The sequence below is a fragment of the Streptomyces sp. Y2F8-2 genome, assembly GCF_014905555.1.
Lineage (GTDB): Bacteria > Actinomycetota > Actinomycetes > Streptomycetales > Streptomycetaceae > Streptomyces > Streptomyces cynarae.
In genome coordinates, this window is record NZ_BNGS01000014.1 from 187,839 (window position 1) to 204,923 (window position 17,085).

At 71.0% G+C, this 17,085-nt stretch carries 14 protein-coding genes; 8 read left to right on the forward strand and 6 right to left on the reverse strand.

All coding sequences use genetic code 11. The features are described from left to right. Window positions 1-64 precede the first annotated feature (64 nt). Genes whiA through uvrC form a run of 4 tightly spaced genes read right to left on the reverse strand, consistent with a single transcriptional unit; the run spans window position 65 to window position 5,137 of the window. Window positions 65-1,054, reverse strand: a complete 990-nt coding sequence (whiA, locus tag SY2F82_RS35940; RefSeq protein ID WP_103844738.1) for a DNA-binding protein WhiA — start codon at window positions 1,052-1,054, stop codon at window positions 65-67. Beyond that, window positions 1,045-2,088, reverse strand: coding sequence for a uridine diphosphate-N-acetylglucosamine-binding protein YvcK (yvcK, locus tag SY2F82_RS35945; protein ID WP_200423297.1), 1,044 nt, complete (start codon window positions 2,086-2,088; stop codon window positions 1,045-1,047). Before yvcK ends, whiA begins: the two co-directional genes overlap by 10 nt. Further along, window positions 2,085-3,107, reverse strand: a complete 1,023-nt coding sequence (gene rapZ, locus SY2F82_RS35950; RefSeq protein WP_200423298.1) for an RNase adapter RapZ — start codon at window positions 3,105-3,107, stop codon at window positions 2,085-2,087. The genes yvcK and rapZ overlap by 4 nt, the downstream gene beginning before the upstream one ends. Beyond that, on the reverse strand, window positions 3,104-5,137 hold the full coding sequence (gene uvrC / locus SY2F82_RS35955) for an excinuclease ABC subunit UvrC (protein ID WP_200423299.1): 2,034 nt from the start codon (window positions 5,135-5,137) through the stop codon (window positions 3,104-3,106). Before uvrC ends, rapZ begins: the two co-directional genes overlap by 4 nt. A gap of 461 nt (window positions 5,138-5,598) precedes the next feature. Between uvrC and SY2F82_RS35960 the strand changes: the two genes are divergently transcribed. Further along, window positions 5,599-6,546 carry a hypothetical protein gene (locus tag SY2F82_RS35960; protein ID WP_200423300.1) on the forward strand — a complete coding sequence of 316 codons (948 nt, stop codon included), beginning with the start codon at window positions 5,599-5,601 and terminating at the stop codon, window positions 6,544-6,546. Between the two features lie 18 nt (window positions 6,547-6,564). Here SY2F82_RS35960 and SY2F82_RS35965 read toward each other — a convergent pair whose 3' ends face one another. Next, on the reverse strand, window positions 6,565-6,996 hold the full coding sequence (locus SY2F82_RS35965; protein WP_200423301.1) for a Rieske (2Fe-2S) protein: 432 nt from the start codon (window positions 6,994-6,996) through the stop codon (window positions 6,565-6,567). A gap of 281 nt (window positions 6,997-7,277) precedes the next feature. Between SY2F82_RS35965 and SY2F82_RS35970 the strand changes: the two genes are divergently transcribed. Next, window positions 7,278-8,453: a LacI family DNA-binding transcriptional regulator gene (locus SY2F82_RS35970; RefSeq protein WP_200423302.1), complete on the forward strand. Its 1,176-nt coding sequence runs from the start codon at window positions 7,278-7,280 to the stop codon at window positions 8,451-8,453. Then, the gene (locus tag SY2F82_RS35975) at window positions 8,450-9,361 is read left to right on the forward strand and encodes a carbohydrate kinase (RefSeq protein ID WP_200423303.1); all 912 of its coding nucleotides are present in this window, start codon (window positions 8,450-8,452) and stop codon (window positions 9,359-9,361) included. The genes SY2F82_RS35970 and SY2F82_RS35975 overlap by 4 nt, the downstream gene beginning before the upstream one ends. Before the next feature lie 110 nt (window positions 9,362-9,471). On the opposite strand, the gene uvrA is transcribed toward SY2F82_RS35975, so the two are convergent. Next, the gene (gene uvrA / locus SY2F82_RS35980; protein ID WP_200423304.1) at window positions 9,472-12,510 is read right to left on the reverse strand and encodes an excinuclease ABC subunit UvrA; all 3,039 of its coding nucleotides are present in this window, start codon (window positions 12,508-12,510) and stop codon (window positions 9,472-9,474) included. 221 nt (window positions 12,511-12,731) lie between these two features. On the opposite strand from uvrA, the gene SY2F82_RS35985 reads away from it, so the two are divergent. The 5 genes from SY2F82_RS35985 to SY2F82_RS36005 all read left to right on the forward strand — a co-directional run bounded on the left by SY2F82_RS35985 (window position 12,732) and on the right by SY2F82_RS36005 (window position 17,083). Continuing rightward, a complete protein-coding gene (locus SY2F82_RS35985; protein WP_200423305.1) occupies window positions 12,732-13,418 on the forward strand; it encodes a maleylpyruvate isomerase family mycothiol-dependent enzyme in 687 nt (228 codons plus the stop codon). A 44-nt stretch (window positions 13,419-13,462) separates the two neighbouring features. Further along, window positions 13,463-14,119: an MBL fold metallo-hydrolase gene (locus tag SY2F82_RS35990; protein WP_200423306.1), complete on the forward strand. Its 657-nt coding sequence runs from the start codon at window positions 13,463-13,465 to the stop codon at window positions 14,117-14,119. Window positions 14,120-14,481: 362 nt separating this feature from the next. Beyond that, window positions 14,482-15,366 (forward strand): ABC transporter substrate-binding protein, encoded by an 885-nt coding sequence (locus tag SY2F82_RS35995; RefSeq protein ID WP_200423307.1) that lies wholly within the window; start codon window positions 14,482-14,484, stop codon window positions 15,364-15,366. Continuing rightward, the gene (locus tag SY2F82_RS36000; RefSeq protein ID WP_374707235.1) at window positions 15,363-16,292 is read left to right on the forward strand and encodes an amino acid ABC transporter permease; all 930 of its coding nucleotides are present in this window, start codon (window positions 15,363-15,365) and stop codon (window positions 16,290-16,292) included. The genes SY2F82_RS35995 and SY2F82_RS36000 overlap by 4 nt, the downstream gene beginning before the upstream one ends. A gap of 62 nt (window positions 16,293-16,354) precedes the next feature. Next, window positions 16,355-17,083: an amino acid ABC transporter ATP-binding protein gene (locus SY2F82_RS36005; protein ID WP_200423328.1), complete on the forward strand. Its 729-nt coding sequence runs from the start codon at window positions 16,355-16,357 to the stop codon at window positions 17,081-17,083. Window positions 17,084-17,085: the final 2 nt, after the last annotated feature.

Consider the following 17,085-nt stretch of genomic DNA (forward strand, 5'->3'; position numbering starts at 1 on the left):
ACGGGCAAAGGCCGGTGACGGCGCCTCAAGCAGTCGTCGTCACCGGCCTGTTGGGCCTGCGGGGTCACCCCACCATGTTGTCCGCCATCTCCTCCGTGAGATTGGACTCCGTGCCCGGGATGCCGAGGTCCGCGGCGCGCTTGTCGGCCATCGCCAGCAGTCGGCGGATACGGCCCGCGACCGCGTCCTTGGTCAGCGGCGGGTCGGCGAGGGCGCCCAACTCCTCCAGCGATGCCTGCTTGTGCTCCATGCGCAGCCGGCCCGCGGCCGCGAGGTGCTCGGGAACCTCGTCGCCCAGGATCTCCAGAGCGCGCGCCACCCGTGCGCCCGCGGCGACCGCGGCGCGGGCCGAGCGGCGCAGGTTGGCGTCGTCGAAGTTGGCGAGGCGGTTGGCCGTGGCACGGACCTCGCGACGCATCCGCCGCTCCTCCCAGGCCAGCACGGACTCGTGCGCGCCGAGGCGGGTCAGCAGGGCGCCGATCGCGTCGCCGTCCCGTACGACCACCCGGTCCACGCCGCGCACCTCGCGGGCCTTCGCGGCGATCGACAGCCGCCGGGCGGCACCCACCAGGGCGAGCGCGGCCTCGGGGCCCGGGCAGGTGACTTCCAGGGACGACGAGCGGCCGGGCTCCGTCAGCGAGCCGTGCGCCAGGAACGCGCCGCGCCAGGCCGCCTCCGCGTCACACGTGGCCCCGGAGACCACCTGCGGGGGCAGGCCGCGGATCGGGCGGCCCCGCCCGTCGACGAGGCCGGTCTGACGGGCGAGCTGGTCACCGCCCGCGACCACCCGCACCACGTAGCGGGAGCCGCGGCGCAGACCGCCGGGCGCCATCACGATCAGCTCGGAGCTGTGGCCGAAGATCTCCAGGATGTCCCGCTTGAGCCGCCGGGCCGCCATCGCGGTGTCCAGCTCCGCCTCGATCACGATGCGGCCGCTGACCAGGTGGAGTCCGCCCGCGAACCGCAGGATCGCCGAGACCTCCGCTTTTCTGCAGCAGGTCCGGGTGACGGGAAGCCGGGAGATCTCGTCCTTCACCGCTGCCGTCATCGCCATGGGCCGATCCTTCCATGCATCCGAAAAATACGGTCGTACGCGGCGGCCAACAGCTCCGGGTCGTGCCGCGGGGTTCCGTCGGTCCGGGCCACCGGGGCCAGCTCGACCGCGGCACCGAACCGCTGGGCGGCCTCGGTCAGCAAGGCGCGGTCGAGCACGGCGGCCTGGTCGGCCAACACCACATCCAGGGCGAGTTTAGGGGCGTGTCGTCCCAAAACCTCCAAATGACGCTGCGGGGAGAAGCCCTCGGTCTCTCCGGGCTGCGGGGCGAGGTTCAGGGAGAGGACCCGGCGCGCCTTCGTCTCGACGAGGGCGTCCAGGAGCTCGGGCACGAGCAGATGCGGGATCACCGAGGAGAACCAGGACCCGGGCCCGAGCACCACCCAGTCGGCGTCCAGGACCGCTTCGACGGCTTCCGGGACGGCGGGCGGGTCGTTCGGCACCAGGTGCACGGACTGCACCTCGCCCGGGGTGAGCGCGACGGTCGCCTGCCCCCGTACGGTGTCGATCTCGTCCGGGCGCTCCGGGTCGTGGCCCTTGACCAGCGCCTGGAGCTCCAGCGGCACGGCGGACATGGGCAGCACCCGGCCATGGGCACCCAGCAGCCTGCCGACCAGGTCCAGGGCCTGGACGTGGTCGCCGAGCTGCTCCCACAGGGCCACGATCAGCAGGTTGCCGACCGCGTGGTCGTGCAGGTCGCCCTTGGACTGGAAGCGGTGCTGGATGACGCGGGCCCAGGTCTGGCCCCAGTCGTCGTCGCCGCACAGCGCGGCCAGCGCCTTGCGCAGGTCCCCGGGCGGGAGCACGCCCAGCTCGTCGCGCAGGCGCCCGCTGGAGCCGCCGTCGTCGGCGACGGTGACGACGGCGGTGAGGTCGCCGGTGATCCGGCGCAGCGCGGCGAGCGAGGCGGACAGGCCCATGCCGCCGCCGAGGGCGACCACCTTGGGCTGGGCACCACGGCGGCGCGCCCGGCCGCCACGGCCCTCCGGCACCACTCGGCGCAGCCTGCTCAGCCGCGGAGTACGTCCGGTCACTCGCGCCCCATGTCCCGGTGCACGACCACGGTCTCCACTCCCTCGGCGGCCAGGCGGGCGGCCAGCTTCTCCGACATGGCGACGGAGCGGTGCTTGCCGCCGGTGCAGCCGATGGCGATGGTCACGTAGCGCTTGCCCTCACGGCGGTACCCGGCTGCGATCAGCCGCAGCAGCTCCGCGTAGCGGTCGAGGAACTCCTTCGCGCCGGGCTGGTTGAAGACGTACGCGGCCACCTCCTCGTTGAGGCCGGTGTAGGGGCGCAGCTCCGGGACCCAGTGCGGGTTGGGCAGGAAGCGCATGTCGGCGACGAGGTCGGCGTCCACCGGCAGGCCGTACTTGAAGCCGAAGGACATGACGGTGGCCCTCAGCTCGGGCTCCTCCTCCCCGGCGAACTGGGCGTCCATCTTGGCGCGCAGCTCATGCACGTTCAGGCTGGAGGTGTCTATCACCAGGTCGGCGTCGCCACGCAGCTCGCGCAGCAGCTCGCGCTCGGCGGCGATGCCGTCGACGATGCGGCCGTCGCCCTGGAGGGGGTGCGGACGGCGCACGGACTCGAAACGGCGCACCAGGGCCTCGTCGGAGGACTCCAGGAAGACGATCCTCCGGGTGACGTTCTTCGCCTCCAGGTCCGCCAGGGACTCGCGGAGGTTGTCGAAGAAGCGGCGGCCTCGGACGTCGACGACGACCGCGATCCGGGCGACGTTGCCCTGCGAGCGGGCGCCCAGCTCCACCATGGTGGGGATCAGGGCGGGCGGCAGGTTGTCGACGACGAACCAGCCGAGGTCCTCCAGACACTTGGCGGCCGTCGAACGGCCGGCGCCGGACATGCCGGAGATGATCACCAGCTCGGGGATGGCCGCCTCGGGGATCCCGGCCGTTTCACTGCCCGTACTCACCTGTGCTCCGTTGTCCTGGGCGGCCTGCTGCCGCCCCTGGTCCGCGCCCGACTCCCTGGGATCCGGGCGATCCGGCTGGTTCAGCGCCGGTCGTTCTTCTGGGTGCTGGTCGTGCTCGGTCATGTCTCCTGCCCCCGTCGCTCGTGCGGGGCGCCCGTGGACACGGGTTCCCCGGAGGAACCGGCCGTCGTAACGGGTTCCTCCTCTTCCATGATCTCTCCAGTCGCCGTGTTGACGGCGGGTGCGGCCGGGGCCGCCTGGGCGAGGGCCACGGCGATGGTCTCGGCCGTCTTGCGGCCGATGCCGGGAACCTCCTGAATCTGGTCGACCGTCGCGGAACGCAGTCTCTTCACCGAGCCGAAGTGCTTGATCAGCGCCTGCTTGCGGGTCTCGCCGAGGCCCGGCACATCGTCCAGGGGGCTCGCCCTGAGGCGCTTGGTCCGCTTGCTGCGCTGGTAGGTGATCGCGAAGCGGTGGGCCTCGTCCCGGACCCGCTGGAGCAGGTAGAGACCCTCGCTGGTGCGTGGCAGGACCACCGGGTCCTCCTCGTCCGGCAGCCACACCTCCTCCAGCCGCTTGGCGAGACCGCACACGGCGATGTCGTCGATGCCGAGCTCGTCCAGGGCCCGCCGGGCCGCGGCGACCTGCGGCTGCCCGCCGTCGACGACGACGAGCTGCGGCGGGTAGGCGAACCGCTTGGGTCGCCCGTCTTCCTCGGTGAGCACCTCGCCGTCCGCCCACTCCCCCGTCTTCTCCTTCTCGGCCAGGTAGCGCCGGAAGCGGCGGGTGATCACCTCGTGCATGGACCGGACGTCGTCCTGCCCCGCGAAGCCCTTGATCTGGAAGCGGCGGTACTCGCTCTTGCGCTGCAGCCCGTCCTCGAAGACGACCATGGAGGCCACGACGTCCTCGCCCTGCAGGTGCGAGATGTCGTAGCACTCGATCCTGAGGGGGGCGCTGTCCAGGTCGAGGGCGCCGGCGATCTCCTCCAGGGCGCGCGAGCGGGTGGTCAGGTCGGAGGCGCGCTTGGTCTTGTGCAGTGCGAGCGCCTGCTGGGCGTTGCGCTGCACGGTTTCCATCAGCGCCTTCTTGTCGCCGCGCTGGGGGATGCGCAGCGACACGTTCGACCCGCGTCGGCCGGTGAGCCAGTCCTGGACGGGCTCTATGGGGTCGGGCAGCGCCGGGACGAGGACCTCCTTGGGCACCGAGTCGCCCGTCTCGTCGCCGTAGAGCTGCTGGAGGGCGTGCTCGACGAGGGCGCCGGTGGTGATCTCCTCGACCTTGTCGGTGACCCAGCCGCGCTGGCCGCGCACGCGTCCACCGCGCACGTGGAAGATCTGCACAGCTGCTTCGAGTTCGTCCTCGGCGACCGCGATGAGGTCGGCGTCGGTCGCGTCCGTGAGCACGACCGCGTTCTTCTCCATGGCCTTCTTCAGGGCCTCTATGTCGTCGCGCAGTCTGGCGGCCCGCTCGTACTCCATTTCCTCGGCCGCCTCCATCATCTGCTTCTCCAGACGACGGAGGTACGTCCCCGTGCGGCCCGCCATGAAGTCACAGAACTCCTCAGCCAGTTCGCCGTGGTCCTCGGGGGAGATCCGGCCCACACAGGGCGCGGAGCACTTGCCGATGTAGCCGAGCAGGCAGGGGCGGCCGGTTCGGGCCGCGTTCTTGAAGACGCCGGCCGAGCAGGTACGTACGGGGAAGACGCGGAGCAGCAGGTCCACGGTGTCGCGGATCGCCCAGGCGTGCGAGTACGGCCCGAAGTACCGCACACCCTTGCGCTTCTGGCCGCGCATCACCTGCACCCGCGGGAACTCCTCGTTCATCGTCACCGCGAGGTACGGGTAGCTCTTGTCGTCGCGGTACTTGACGTTGAACCGGGGGTCGAACTCCTTGATCCAGGTGTACTCCAGCTGCAGGGCCTCGACCTCCGTGGACACCACGGTCCACTCCACGGACGCGGCCGTGGTGACCATGGTGCGGGTGCGCGGGTGGAGGCTCGCCAGGTCCTGGAAGTAGTTCGCCAGGCGCTGACGCAGGCTTTTCGCCTTTCCGACGTAGATCACCCGGCGGTGCTCGTCACGGAACCTGTAGACCCCGGGAGAGTCCGGGATCTCTCCTGGCTTGGGGCGGTAGCTGGAGGGGTCGGCCATGTCTCACACCCTACTGGCGGGGGCCGACAGCGCGGCGCCCCTGTGGACAGCGGCCGGGGTGACGGAGGCCGGCTCGACCGGGATGTCTCGGCGGACGGTCGCCCCACCGGAGGCCGTCCGCGCCGCGGCCCGCCGGTGCTGCCCACGGCCGTCGGCGGGCGGTGCCCGGGTCGCCGGGAACACCGGTCGCACGGTCGGACACCCTCCGCTGCCGCGCAGCCACCCACGGTGCCACGAGCGGGGTTCGTACCCGTCCCACCGAGCGGGTTCCGGACACCGCCCGGCCAGGGGCCGGCATCAGGTGTTGTCGGGGCTTGGTCAACACGCTTCAATGCGGGGAAACTTCGGGCCGCGAACGGAGAGGTTCGCTTGTGAACGAGCCTCGCACGCCCCGGGCGCCCCGGCACCACCCTGCGTACGGTCTGACCAGCCGTCGCGCATTCACAGAAAGGCCCCCCTGTATGCGGCACGGCACACAGCATGCGGACGTCGTCCCGGTGGAGTTGGAGGCGGCTCTGCGCGGCGGCCCCTTCCACGTCGCACTGCGCGCCGCGATCGCTGCCCGAGGACTGCCGCTGCAGCGCGTGCAGCACCACCTGTCCCGGCACGGGGTCAGGGTCGGAGTGACGAGCCTGAGCTACTGGCAGCAGGGTGCGCGCCGCCCCCAGCGGCCCGAGTCCCTGCGCGCGGTGCGCGCCCTGGAGGAGATCCTGCAGCTGCCGGACGAGTCCCTGATCCGGTTGCTCGCCATCTCCGACGAGCAGCCGGGTCCCGACCGTCCCGCGAGCCGTTCGTACCGAGCCCTGGTGGAGGCCTCCGGCGTCCTGGAACAGCTCCTCGCCGAGCTGGAGGCGCCGCTCGACGACGGGCTGCTCACCATCGGCCACCACGACCGCGTGCGCATAGGATCACGCCGGGAACTGCTGGCGCGCGAGTCGCACCACATCGTGCGCGCCCACCGGGACGGCGTGGACCGCTACATCGCCGTTCACCACGGCGATCCCGGGTGCGCCCCCGAGCGCATCGCGGTGCACGCCCTCGAGAACTGCCGCACGGGACGTGTGCGCCGGCACCACGACACGGGCCTGCTGGTCGCCGAACTGCTCTTCGACACGCGGCTCCACTCCGGCGATACGTTTCTCTTCCGCTACGCCTTCGAGGACGGCACCGCGGGCACCTCCGGCGAACACGTCCGCGGGTTCCGTGTCCCGGGCGGGCAGTACGCGCTCCAGGTGCGCTTCGACGAGACGGCGCTGCCGGTGCGCTGCCACCGGTTCACCCAGCAGTCCGCGGCCGCTCCGCGCAGCGGCCGCCAGGAGCTGCGGCTGAGCGGGCTCCACCACTCGGTGCACCTGGTGGAGCCGCGCGTGCGCTCGGGGATCGTGGGGATCTGCTGGGACTGGGACTGACCCGGGCCGGGCAGCGTCTCAGGCCGCCGGGCCCGCCACGATCCTGCCGTTCTTCACCTGGACGGGCAGCTCGTGCAGCGGCTCGGTGGCCGGGGCCTGCACCACTTCGCCGGTGAGTGCGTCGAACTCACTCCCGTGGCAGGGGCAGACGAGCGTCGTCCCGGAGAGTTTGTTGATGGGGCACCCGGCGTGCGTGCAGATCGTGCTGTACGCCTTCAGGGAGCCGTCCGCCGCACGGCTCACCACCACGTTCTCGTCCCGGTACAGCTTCGCGGCGCCCTTGGGAACCTCACTCTCGGAGCCCAGCGCGACCGGTGCGGTCGGGGTCGCTTCCGGCGCCGTTCCGCCCTCGCCGGCCGCCGAACAGGCCGCGAGGCCGAGTCCGGCGACCGGAGTGAGCGCCGCCCCGCGCAGGACGGTGCGACGGGTCGCGGAGGGACGGGTGGGCATGGCATCTCCACTGGTCAAGGTCGGCCCCGCCGGGTCGGCGCGGGCACACCGACGATAGCGGCACGAATCATTCCGCTTTCGGCCGGGTCGCAGGGCCGGCGTACGGAGACCGGAAGCGCCGGGGCGGCAGCGCAACCCAGTCGAGGCGACGAGCTCGCACCCGGATGGGTCCTGAGTGCACGGCTGACGTAAACGCTTGCGCAAGCGTTTACGTCAGCCGCCGAATGGGATACGTTCGCCGCCGGACGGCTCGAGAGGGAAGACGCCGAGGAGGGGACCCGATGGCAACCATGGCCGATGTCGCACGGAGTGCGGGCGTGTCCGTCGCCACCGTCTCGCACGTCCTGAACGGCACCCGCCCGGTACTGCCCCACACCCGCCAAGCCGTGCTGCACGCCATCGACGAACTGGGCTACACACCGAACACCCTCGCCCGTTCCCTGGTGACCTCGCGCACCCGGTCGATCGGGCTCGCCGTGTCGGCGATCAGCAACCCGTACTTCACGGAGATCCTCCAAGGCGTGGAGGCCGCCGCCCTGGAACACGGTTACAGCCTGCTCATCGCCGATCCGCACGACGACCCGGAGCACGAGCGCAAGGTGGTCCAGCTGCTGCACGAGCGTCGCGTCGACGGCCTGATCGTCGCGCCCTCGGCGGACCCGCGCGAGCTCCTCGCCCTTCTGGGACGGCACGGCCTACCGACCGTGTTCCTTGACCGCCTGGTCGACGGCATTCCCGACCCCGCGGTCACGCACCGGCAGAACGCGAGCACCGGGGACGGCGCGCAGGAGGACCCCGCTGCCGGGCGCGCCGCCAAGGCCGGGCACGTCACTGGGGCCGAGGACGCCGACGAGCCGGGCAAGTCCTCGGCCGCGGCCTTCCGCTTCGACCAGGTCTGTGCCGAGAACGCCGAACCCATGGCCCACCTCGTCACCCACCTCGTCCAGCGCGGCCACCGGCGCATCGGCCTCGTCGCGGGCCTGCCCGGCCTCAGCACCACCTCCGAGCGGATCAGCGGTTACCGGCGCGCCCTGGCGGCCGCCGGGCTGCCGTACGACGAGCGGTTGGTGGTGCACGGCGACTCCGCGGCCGAGGGCGCGGAGCGCGCCACCGCCGCCCTGCTGACGCTCGCGGCGCCGCCCACCGCCCTGGTCACGGCCAACAACGCGATGACCATCGGGGCGCTGCGCGTCCTGCGCACGCGAGGCCTGTCCGTACCGGAAGACCTGGCGCTCGCCTGCTTCGACGACTTCCCCTGGGCGGATCTGTTCTCCCCCCGGCTGACCGCTGTCTCCCAGCCCAGCCGAGAAATCGGCGCCCGGGCCGTGCGGCTCCTCCTGGAGCGGCTCGAGGCCCCGGACCGTCCCTCCCGCACCGTGCGGCTCCCCTGTGCGTTCGTCCACCGCACGTCGTGCGGCTGTCCCGACACTCCGTTCCAGAAGGGAACCCTCTCGTGATCGTCGTCGCCGGTGAGGCTCTGATCGACCTGGTCCCGCAGGGCCGGGGCGCGCTCGCACCGTTGCAGCCGGCGCTGGGCGGCGGCCCGTACAACACCGCCATCGCGCTCGGCCGGCTGGGGTCCCCCACCGCCTTCTGCTCCCGTACCTCCCACGACGCCTTCGGCGAGGCCCTGCTGGACGGGCTGCGCCAGGCGGGCGTGGACGTGTCGGCCGTACAACGCGGCACCGAGCCGACCACCTTGGCGGCCGCCACGATCGACGAGCACGGCTCGGCCAGCTACTCCTTCTACGTCGAGGGCACCGCCGACCGGCTCTTCACGGCACCGGCGAGCCTTCCCGAGGGCACGCGGGCCGTGTCGTTCGGTACCTGCTCGCTGGTCCTGGAACCAGGGGCGAGCGCGTACGAGGAGCTGATGCGCAGCGCCGCGGCGCAGGGTGTGTTCACGGCCCTCGACCCGAACATCCGCGCAGGCCTGATCCCGGACCCCGACGCCTATCGCGCCCGTTTCAAGAGCTGGCTGCCGTCGGTTTCACTGCTCAAGCTCTCCGCCGAGGACGCCGCGTGGCTGGGCGGCAGCCCGCGGGAATGGCTCGCCTCCGGCCCCGCCGCCGTGGTGATCACCCATGGCGGCGACGGGATCACGGCGTACACCGGGGACGGGGCGGAGTACTCCGTGCCGGGGGTGCGGGTCAACGTCGTGGACACGATCGGCGCCGGCGACACCGTCAACGCGGCCCTGCTGCACGGCCTGGCCGCCCGCGACGCCCTCTCCCCCGCCGCCGTGGTGAGCCTGGGCGCCGACGGCTGGACGGAACTGCTGGGCTTCGCGGCCCACGCCGCGGCGATCACCTGCTCCAGGGCCGGCGCGGAACCGCCCTACGCCTCCGAACTCGCGGGCGCTTAGCCTCGAGTCAGCCATATCTGCGGTTCATGGAGCCGCCGGGACAGGGCGCGGGCTGCACCGTGCGGCGCCCCGCGGGGAGTTCCCGCGGGGCGCCGCACCTTCGGTGTCCGTCAGGCCTTGCGTGCCCGCGTGGTCTTCTTCGCGGGTGCCGCCTTCTTCGTGGTGGTGGCGGCCTTCTTGGTCGCCGTGTTGTTGGCGGTCGTCACGGCCCTGGCCGTCGCCGTCTTCTTCGCCGTCGAACTGGCGGCGACCGCGTTCTTGGCCGCGCTCCTGCGCGGTGCCTTCACCGAGGCGGCGTCGCTGATGCGCTCGGCGCCGAGGATCTCGCGCAGGAACTTGCCGGTGTGGCTGGCCGGGATGCCGGCGACCTCCTCCGGCGTGCCCTCGGCGACCACCAGGCCGCCGCCCGCGCCGCCCTCGGGACCCATGTCGACGACCCAGTCGGCGGTCTTGATGACGTCGAGGTTGTGCTCGATGACGATGACCGTGTTGCCCTTGTCGACCAGGCCGCCGAGCACCTTGAGCAGCTTGCTGATGTCCTCGAAGTGCAGGCCGGTGGTCGGCTCGTCCAGAACGTAGACGGTGCGTCCGGTGGACCGCTTCTGCAGCTCGCTCGCCAGCTTCACGCGCTGGGCCTCGCCGCCGGACAGGGTCGTCGCGGACTGGCCGAGCCGGACGTAGCCGAGACCGACGTCGTTCAGCGTCCTGAGGTGACGGGAGATCGCCGGGACCGCCTCGAAGAAGTTCATGGCCTCCTCGATCGGCATGTTCAGCACGTCGGCGATGGACTTGCCCTTGTAGTGGACCTCCAAGGTCTCCCGGTTGTAGCGGGCGCCGTGGCAGACCTCGCACGGGACGTAGACGTCCGGGAGGAAGTTCATCTCGATCTTGATGGTGCCGTCGCCCGCGCAGTTCTCGCAGCGGCCGCCCTTGACGTTGAAGGAGAAGCGACCGGGCTGGTAGCCGCGGACCTTCGCCTCGGTGGTCTCGGCGAACAGCTTGCGGATGTGGTCGAAGACACCGGTGTACGTCGCCGGGTTCGAGCGCGGGGTGCGGCCGATGGGCGACTGGTCGACGTGCACGACCTTGTCGACGAGGTCGTCGCCGTCCACGCGCGTGTGCCGCCCGGGGACGTTGCGCGCGCCGTTCAGCTCACGGGCCAGGTGCGTGTACAGGATGTCGTTGACCAGCGTCGACTTGCCGGAGCCGGACACACCCGTGACCGCTGTGAACACGCCCAGCGGGAAGGACACGTCGATGTCCTGGAGGTTGTTCTCCCGGGCGCCGTGCACCGTCAGCTGCCGCGAGGGGTCGCGGGGACGCCGGATGTCCGGCAGCGGGATCGCCTTCTTGCCCGACAGGTACTGGCCGGTCTGCGACTCCTCGTTGGCGAGCAGCTCCTTCAGGGAGCCGCTGTGCACGACCTTGCCGCCGTGCTCGCCCGCGCCGGGGCCGATGTCGACGACCCAGTCGGCGGTCTTGATGGTGTCCTCGTCGTGCTCCACGACGATGAGCGTGTTGCCCATGTCGCGCAGTCGGACCAGGGTCTCGATCAGCCGGTGGTTGTCGCGCTGGTGCAGGCCGATGGACGGCTCGTCGAGCACGTACAGCACACCGACGAGGCCGGAGCCGATCTGGGTGGCCAGACGGATGCGCTGCGCCTCGCCGCCGGAGAGGGTGCCGGCCGCGCGGTTCAGCGAGAGGTAGTCGAGGCCGACGTCGACCAGGAATCGCAGCCGCTCGTTGACCTCCTTCAGGACCCGCTCGGCGATCTTCTTGTCCCGGGCGTCGAGCTTCAGCTCGCGCAGGAAGTCCGCGCAGTCGCTGATGGACATCGCGGAGACCTCGGCGATCGACTTGTCCATGATCGTGACCGCGAGGACGACCGGCTTCAGGCGGGTGCCCTGACAGCTGGGACAGGGCACCTCGCGCATGTAGCCCTCGAAGCGCTCACGGCTCGCGTCGCTCTCGGCCTCGCTGTGCCGGCGCCGTACGAAGGGCACCGCGCCCTCGAAGGGCGTGGTGTACACGCGCTCGCGCCCGTAGCGGTTGCGGTAGCGCACCTCGATCTGCGTCTTGTGGCCGTAGAGCAGGGCCTTCTTGGCGCGCTGCGGCAGGCCCGCGAAGGGGATGTCCGTCCGGAAGCCCAGCGCGTCGGCGAGGGCGCCGATGAGGCGGCCGAAGTAGTCCTTGGTGTGCCCGTGCGACCAGGGGTGGATGGCGCCCTCGTCGAGGGTCTTCTCCTCGTCGGGGACGATCAGCTCGGGGTCGACCTCCATGCGCGTGCCGATGCCCGTGCACTCGGGGCAGGCGCCGAAGGGCGAGTTGAAGGAGAAGGAGCGGGGTTCGAGCTCCTCGAAGGACAGGTCGTCGTACGGGCAGTAGAGGTGCTCCGAGTACATGCGCTCGCGCTCGGGGTCGTCCTCTGGCAGGTCCACGAAGTCGAGCACGACCATGCCGCCGGACAGGCCGAGCGCGGTCTCCACGGAGTCGGTGAGGCGGCGCTTGGCGGAGTCCTTGACCGTGAGGCGGTCGACGACCACCTCGATGGTGTGCTTCTCCTGCTTCTTCAGCGTGGGCGGCTGGGACAGCTGGATCGTCTCGCCGTCCACCCGGGCGCGGCTGTAGCCCTTGGTCTGGAGATCGGCGAAGAGGTCGACGAACTCACCCTTGCGCTCGCGCACCAGCGGCGAGAGCACCTGGAAGCGGCTCCCCTCCGGCAGCTCCAGGACTTTGTCGACGATGGCCTGCGGGGACTGGCGCGAGATCGGGCGGCCGCACTCGGGGCAGTGCGGCTTGCCGATGCGCGCGAAGAGCAGGCGCAGGTAGTCGTAGACCTCGGTGATCGTGCCGACCGTCGAACGAGGGTTGCGCGAGGTCGACTTCTGGTCGATCGAGACGGCAGGCGACAGGCCCTCGATGAAGTCGACGTCCGGCTTGTCCATCTGCCCGAGGAACTGCCGGGCGTACGAGGACAGCGACTCCACGTAACGGCGCTGCCCCTCGGCGAAGATCGTGTCGAAGGCCAGCGAGGACTTGCCCGACCCCGACAGGCCCGTGAAGACGATGAGCGCGTCGCGTGGCAGGTCGAGCGAGACATTCTTCAGGTTGTGCTCGCGCGCTCCACGGACGATGAGACGGTCGGCCACGCCGGTCCGCACCTTTCTTGAGAGAAGCGACAGGGGCGAGGCCCCCGCTTTCCCAGACTAGGGGGAGCCACTGACAACGCCGGTCGGATTCCAGGGTTGACAACAATCCCCGGCCATCCAGCATGCCCGACGCCGGACTCGACCATATAGCACGTGCATTCGATTTGCGGGTCGGGGCGGCCTCCTTCACCCGAAGGAGTGGCGGGGCTAGGGTCGGCGCCATGAAGGATCACGCGCGCGACCTGGCATCTGTACGCGATGCGACCGGGCGACTGCTCACCGCAGCCGCCAAACTGGACAACGCCGCTGTGGCCGAACCGTCACGGCTGCCCGGCTGGAGCCGCGGCCATGTCCTCGCCCACCTCGCCCGCAACGCCGACGCACTTGTGAACGTGCTGCAGGGCCGTCCCATGTACGCCTCGGCCGAATCCCGGGACGCCGACATCGAACGGGACGCTCGACGGCCCCTGGACGTCCAGCTCGCCGACCTGCGCGAGAGCGAGGCCCGCTTCCAGGAGGCGGGAGCCGCGCCCGCGGACTGGTCGCGCACGGTGGAGCTGCGCAACGGGGTCACCGACAAGGCGGCCCGGGTGCCGTTCAGGCGCTGGGTCGAGGTCGAACTGCACCACGTCGATCTCGGGATCGGGTACGAGCTCGAGGACCTGCCGGCGGAGTTCGTCGAGCGGGAGATCGACTTCCTCGCGGAGCGGTTCACCGGACACTCCGGTGTGCCGCCGACACGCGTCACCGACGGCACGCGCGCGTGGAGCACGGGCCGCGAGGCGGCCGAGCCCGAGGTGATCGTCCGGGGCCCCGCACCCGACCTGCTCGGCTGGCTCTCCGGCCGCCACGACGGAGCCTCCCTCACATCCGAGGGAGGGCCGCTGCCGACGCTTCCGCCGCTGTAGGTCTCGGGCGGCCGTCGGCACCCTCGCCGCTATAGGCTGCGGGCATGACGTACAGCGGAGAGGTGACGGTCGGCGGCCCGGCGGATGTGCACGAGCTGAAGGACCTGATGATCACCAAGATCGCGGTCGGCCCGATGGACAACAACGCCTATCTGCTGCGCTGCCGCGCCACCGACGAGCAGCTGCTGATCGACGCGGCCAACGACGGCAGGACGCTCCTCGGCATGATCGGTGACGACGGCATCGCGTCCGTCGTCACCACCCACCGGCACGCCGACCACTGGCAGGCGCTCGCCGAGGTCGTGGCGGCCACGGGTGCGCGCACCTACGCGGGCCGGGACGACGCCGAGGGCATTCCCGTGCCGACGGACGTCCTGGTCGACGACGGCGACACGATCCGGGTGGGGCGCGTGGAACTCACCGCGCGCCACCTGGTGGGCCACACGCCCGGCTCGATCGTCCTCGTGTACGACGACCCGCACGGCCACCCGCATGTGTTCACCGGGGACTGCCTCTTCCCGGGCGGTGTGGGCAACACGCACAAGGACCCGAAGGCCTTCGCCAGCCTGATCCACGATGTCGAGACGAAGATCTTCGATGTGCTGCCGGACGAGACCTGGGTGTACCCCGGGCACGGCAACGACACCACGCTGGGCGACGAGCGCCCGCACCTGCCGGAGTGGCACGCCCGCGGATGGTGAACCGCCGTGGCACGCACGGACGGCGAACCACCATGGCACGCACGGACAGCGAACCGCCCAGCTGGTGTGAGCCCGGCGTGACAGCGGGGCGCACGCGCCCCGTGTGAACCGTTCGCACGCGTTGGTCTCGTGCGTGCGCTCCCGGCGCGCCCAATGGTGCAGTCCACTGGAAAGCAGCCCCGCACAGGATGACGGCTCCTGCGCGGTGATGGGCCGCCGGTCCCCCGATCCCCGCCCTCGACCGGCGGCCCCGGCCCGCGTTCCGCCCCAGCGTTCACAGGAATGCAACACTCGTTCCCACCATGCGGACAGTTGCTGACCTGACCTCGACAAACAGGGCGTCGCGCTGCCAATCTCCCGCCATGCACCTCGCCCAACGCGCCCTGCGCCGCGCCGCGTCCGGCGCCACCGTCGCCCTGCTCGCCCTCGCCGTGGGCTGCGCCCCGCAGCCGGAGGAGAACGCCTCCCCCAAGGCTTCCGGGACGGGCGCCCAGACGTGCGCGAAGGGCAAGCTGGCCACCAAGACGTCCGGAAAGCTGACGATCGCGACCGACGAGCCCGCCTACGAGCCCTGGTTCAAGGACGACAAGCCGGCCAACGGCAAGGGCTTCGAGTCGGCCGTCGCCTACGCCGTGGCGCAGCAGCTCGGCTACGGCCAGAGCACTGTCGTATGGCAGACCGTCCCCTTCAACAAGGCCTTCGCGCCTGGGGAGAAGACCTTCGACTTCGACATCAACCAGGTGTCGATCAGTGCCGAGCGCAAGAAGGCCGTGGACTTCTCCTCCGGCTACTACGACGTCCGCCAGGCCGTCATCGCCCTGAAGGGTTCCAAGGCCGCGAAGGCGAAGAGCATCGCGGACCTGAAGGACGTCAAGCTGGGTGCGCAGGTCGGCACCACCAGCCTCGACTACATCACCAACGTGGTGAAGCCGAAGCAGCAGCCGGCCGCGTACGCCAAGAACGACCAGGCGAAGTCGGCCCTGAAGAACGGTCAGGTGGACGCCATCGTCACCGACCTGCCCACCGCCTTCTACATCACCGCGGCCGAGGTGACCGACGCCAAGATCGTCGGCCAGTTCGAGAACCAGGGCGGGACGCCCGAGCAGTTCGGGCTCGTCCTCGACAAGGGCAGCGCGCTCACCCCGTGCGTGACCTCCGCCGTGGACGCCCTGCGCAAGGACGGCACCCTGGCGAAGCTGGAGCAGCAGTGGCTGTCCGACGCCGTCGACGCTCCGGTGCTCAAGTGACCGTCATCGGTCAGGAGTCGGGAGGGGACTCCGGCGAAGCCGGTATGCCGGGCACGGGCGTCGTGCCCGGCGGGGACGACGCGTACGTCCCCTCGCAGCGGCGGATCGAGCGCGAGCGCCACAAGCGCGCACGCGCCCGGCGCGCCACTGCGATCGCGGCACTGTCGACGCTCGTCACCGCGGCCGTCGTCTACCTGATCGTCGTCAACGCGCCCGGCTGGCCGCGCACCGAAGAGACGTTCTTCAACGCGCACTACGCGCGCGAGGCGCTCCCGAAGGTGCTCGACGGGCTGTGGCTCAACGTGCGTCTGCTGCTGGTGTGCGGCGTCGCGGTCCTCGTCCTCGGCATGCTGATCGCCGTCGCCCGCACCCTGCGCGGGCCGGTGTTCTTCCCGCTGCGCGTCCTGGCCGCCGCGTACACGGACTTCTTCCGCGGACTGCCCCTGATCATCAACCTGATGATCGTGGTCCTGGGCGTGCCCGCGCTGCGGTTGCAGGGCGTGACCGTCGATCCGGTGCTGCTCGGCGGGACGGCGCTCACGCTCACGTACTCGGCGTACGTGGCCGAGGTGTTCCGAGCCGGCATCGAGTCCGTCCATCCCTCGCAGCGCGCCGCGGCCCGCTCCCTCGGCCTGACGAACCGCCAGGCGCTGCGCCATGTGGTGCTCCCTCAGGCAGTACGTCGCCAGGTGCCACCCCTGCTCAACGATCTGGTGTCACTCCAGAAGGACACCGGGCTGGTCTCGATCGGCGGTGCGGTCGACGCCGTTCGGGCCTCCGACATCATCGTGGGCCGGAGTCTCAACTACACGCCGTACATCGTCGCCGGGCTTGTCTTCGTGGCGCTGACCATCCCGATGACCCGCTTCACGGACTGGGTGACCGCCCGGATGGACCGGCAGCGGGCGCAGGGAGGGAACCTGTGAGCGACATCCTCGAGAAGTCCCATGCCGCATCCGGTGCGCCGGGCGGCGGGCCCGTGCTGCGCATGGAGTCCGTCCGCAAGACCTTCGGCGATTCGGTCGTTCTCCGGAACGTCGATCTGGAGGTCTCCCCGCACACGGTGACGGCCCTGATCGGTGCTTCCGGCTCGGGCAAGTCGACGCTGCTGCGCTGCGCGAACCTCCTGGAGGAGATCGACGACGGCGCCATCTGGCTGGACGGAGAGGAGATCACCGACCCGCGTGTCGACCAGGACGCCGTACGGCGCCGGATCGGCGTCGTCTTCCAGGCGTACAACCTCTTTCCCCACCTGACCGTCCTGGAGAACATCACGCTCGCCCCGCGCCGGGTGCACGGCGTCGCGCGGGCGGCGGCCGATGAGCACGCCCGCGAGTTGCTGGAGCGGCTCGGACTCGCCGCCAAGGCGACCGAGTACCCGGACCGGCTCAGCGGCGGCCAGCAGCAGCGCGTCGCGATCGTGCGGGCGCTGGCCGTACGCCCCCGGCTGCTGCTTCTGGACGAGATCACCGCGGCACTCGACCCGGAGCTCGTGGGCGAGGTCCTCAGTGTCGTCCGGGACCTGAAGGACGACGGCATGACCATGGTGCTCGCCACCCACGAGATGGGCTTCGCCCGTGAAGTCGCGGACCAGGTCTGCTTCCTGGAGGGCGGCGTGGTCCTGGAGCGCGGTACGGCCGAGCAGGTCTTCGGCGATCCGCAGCAGGAGCGCACACGGCGCTTCCTGCACCGGATCGTGGAGGCGGGGCGGCTCTGAGG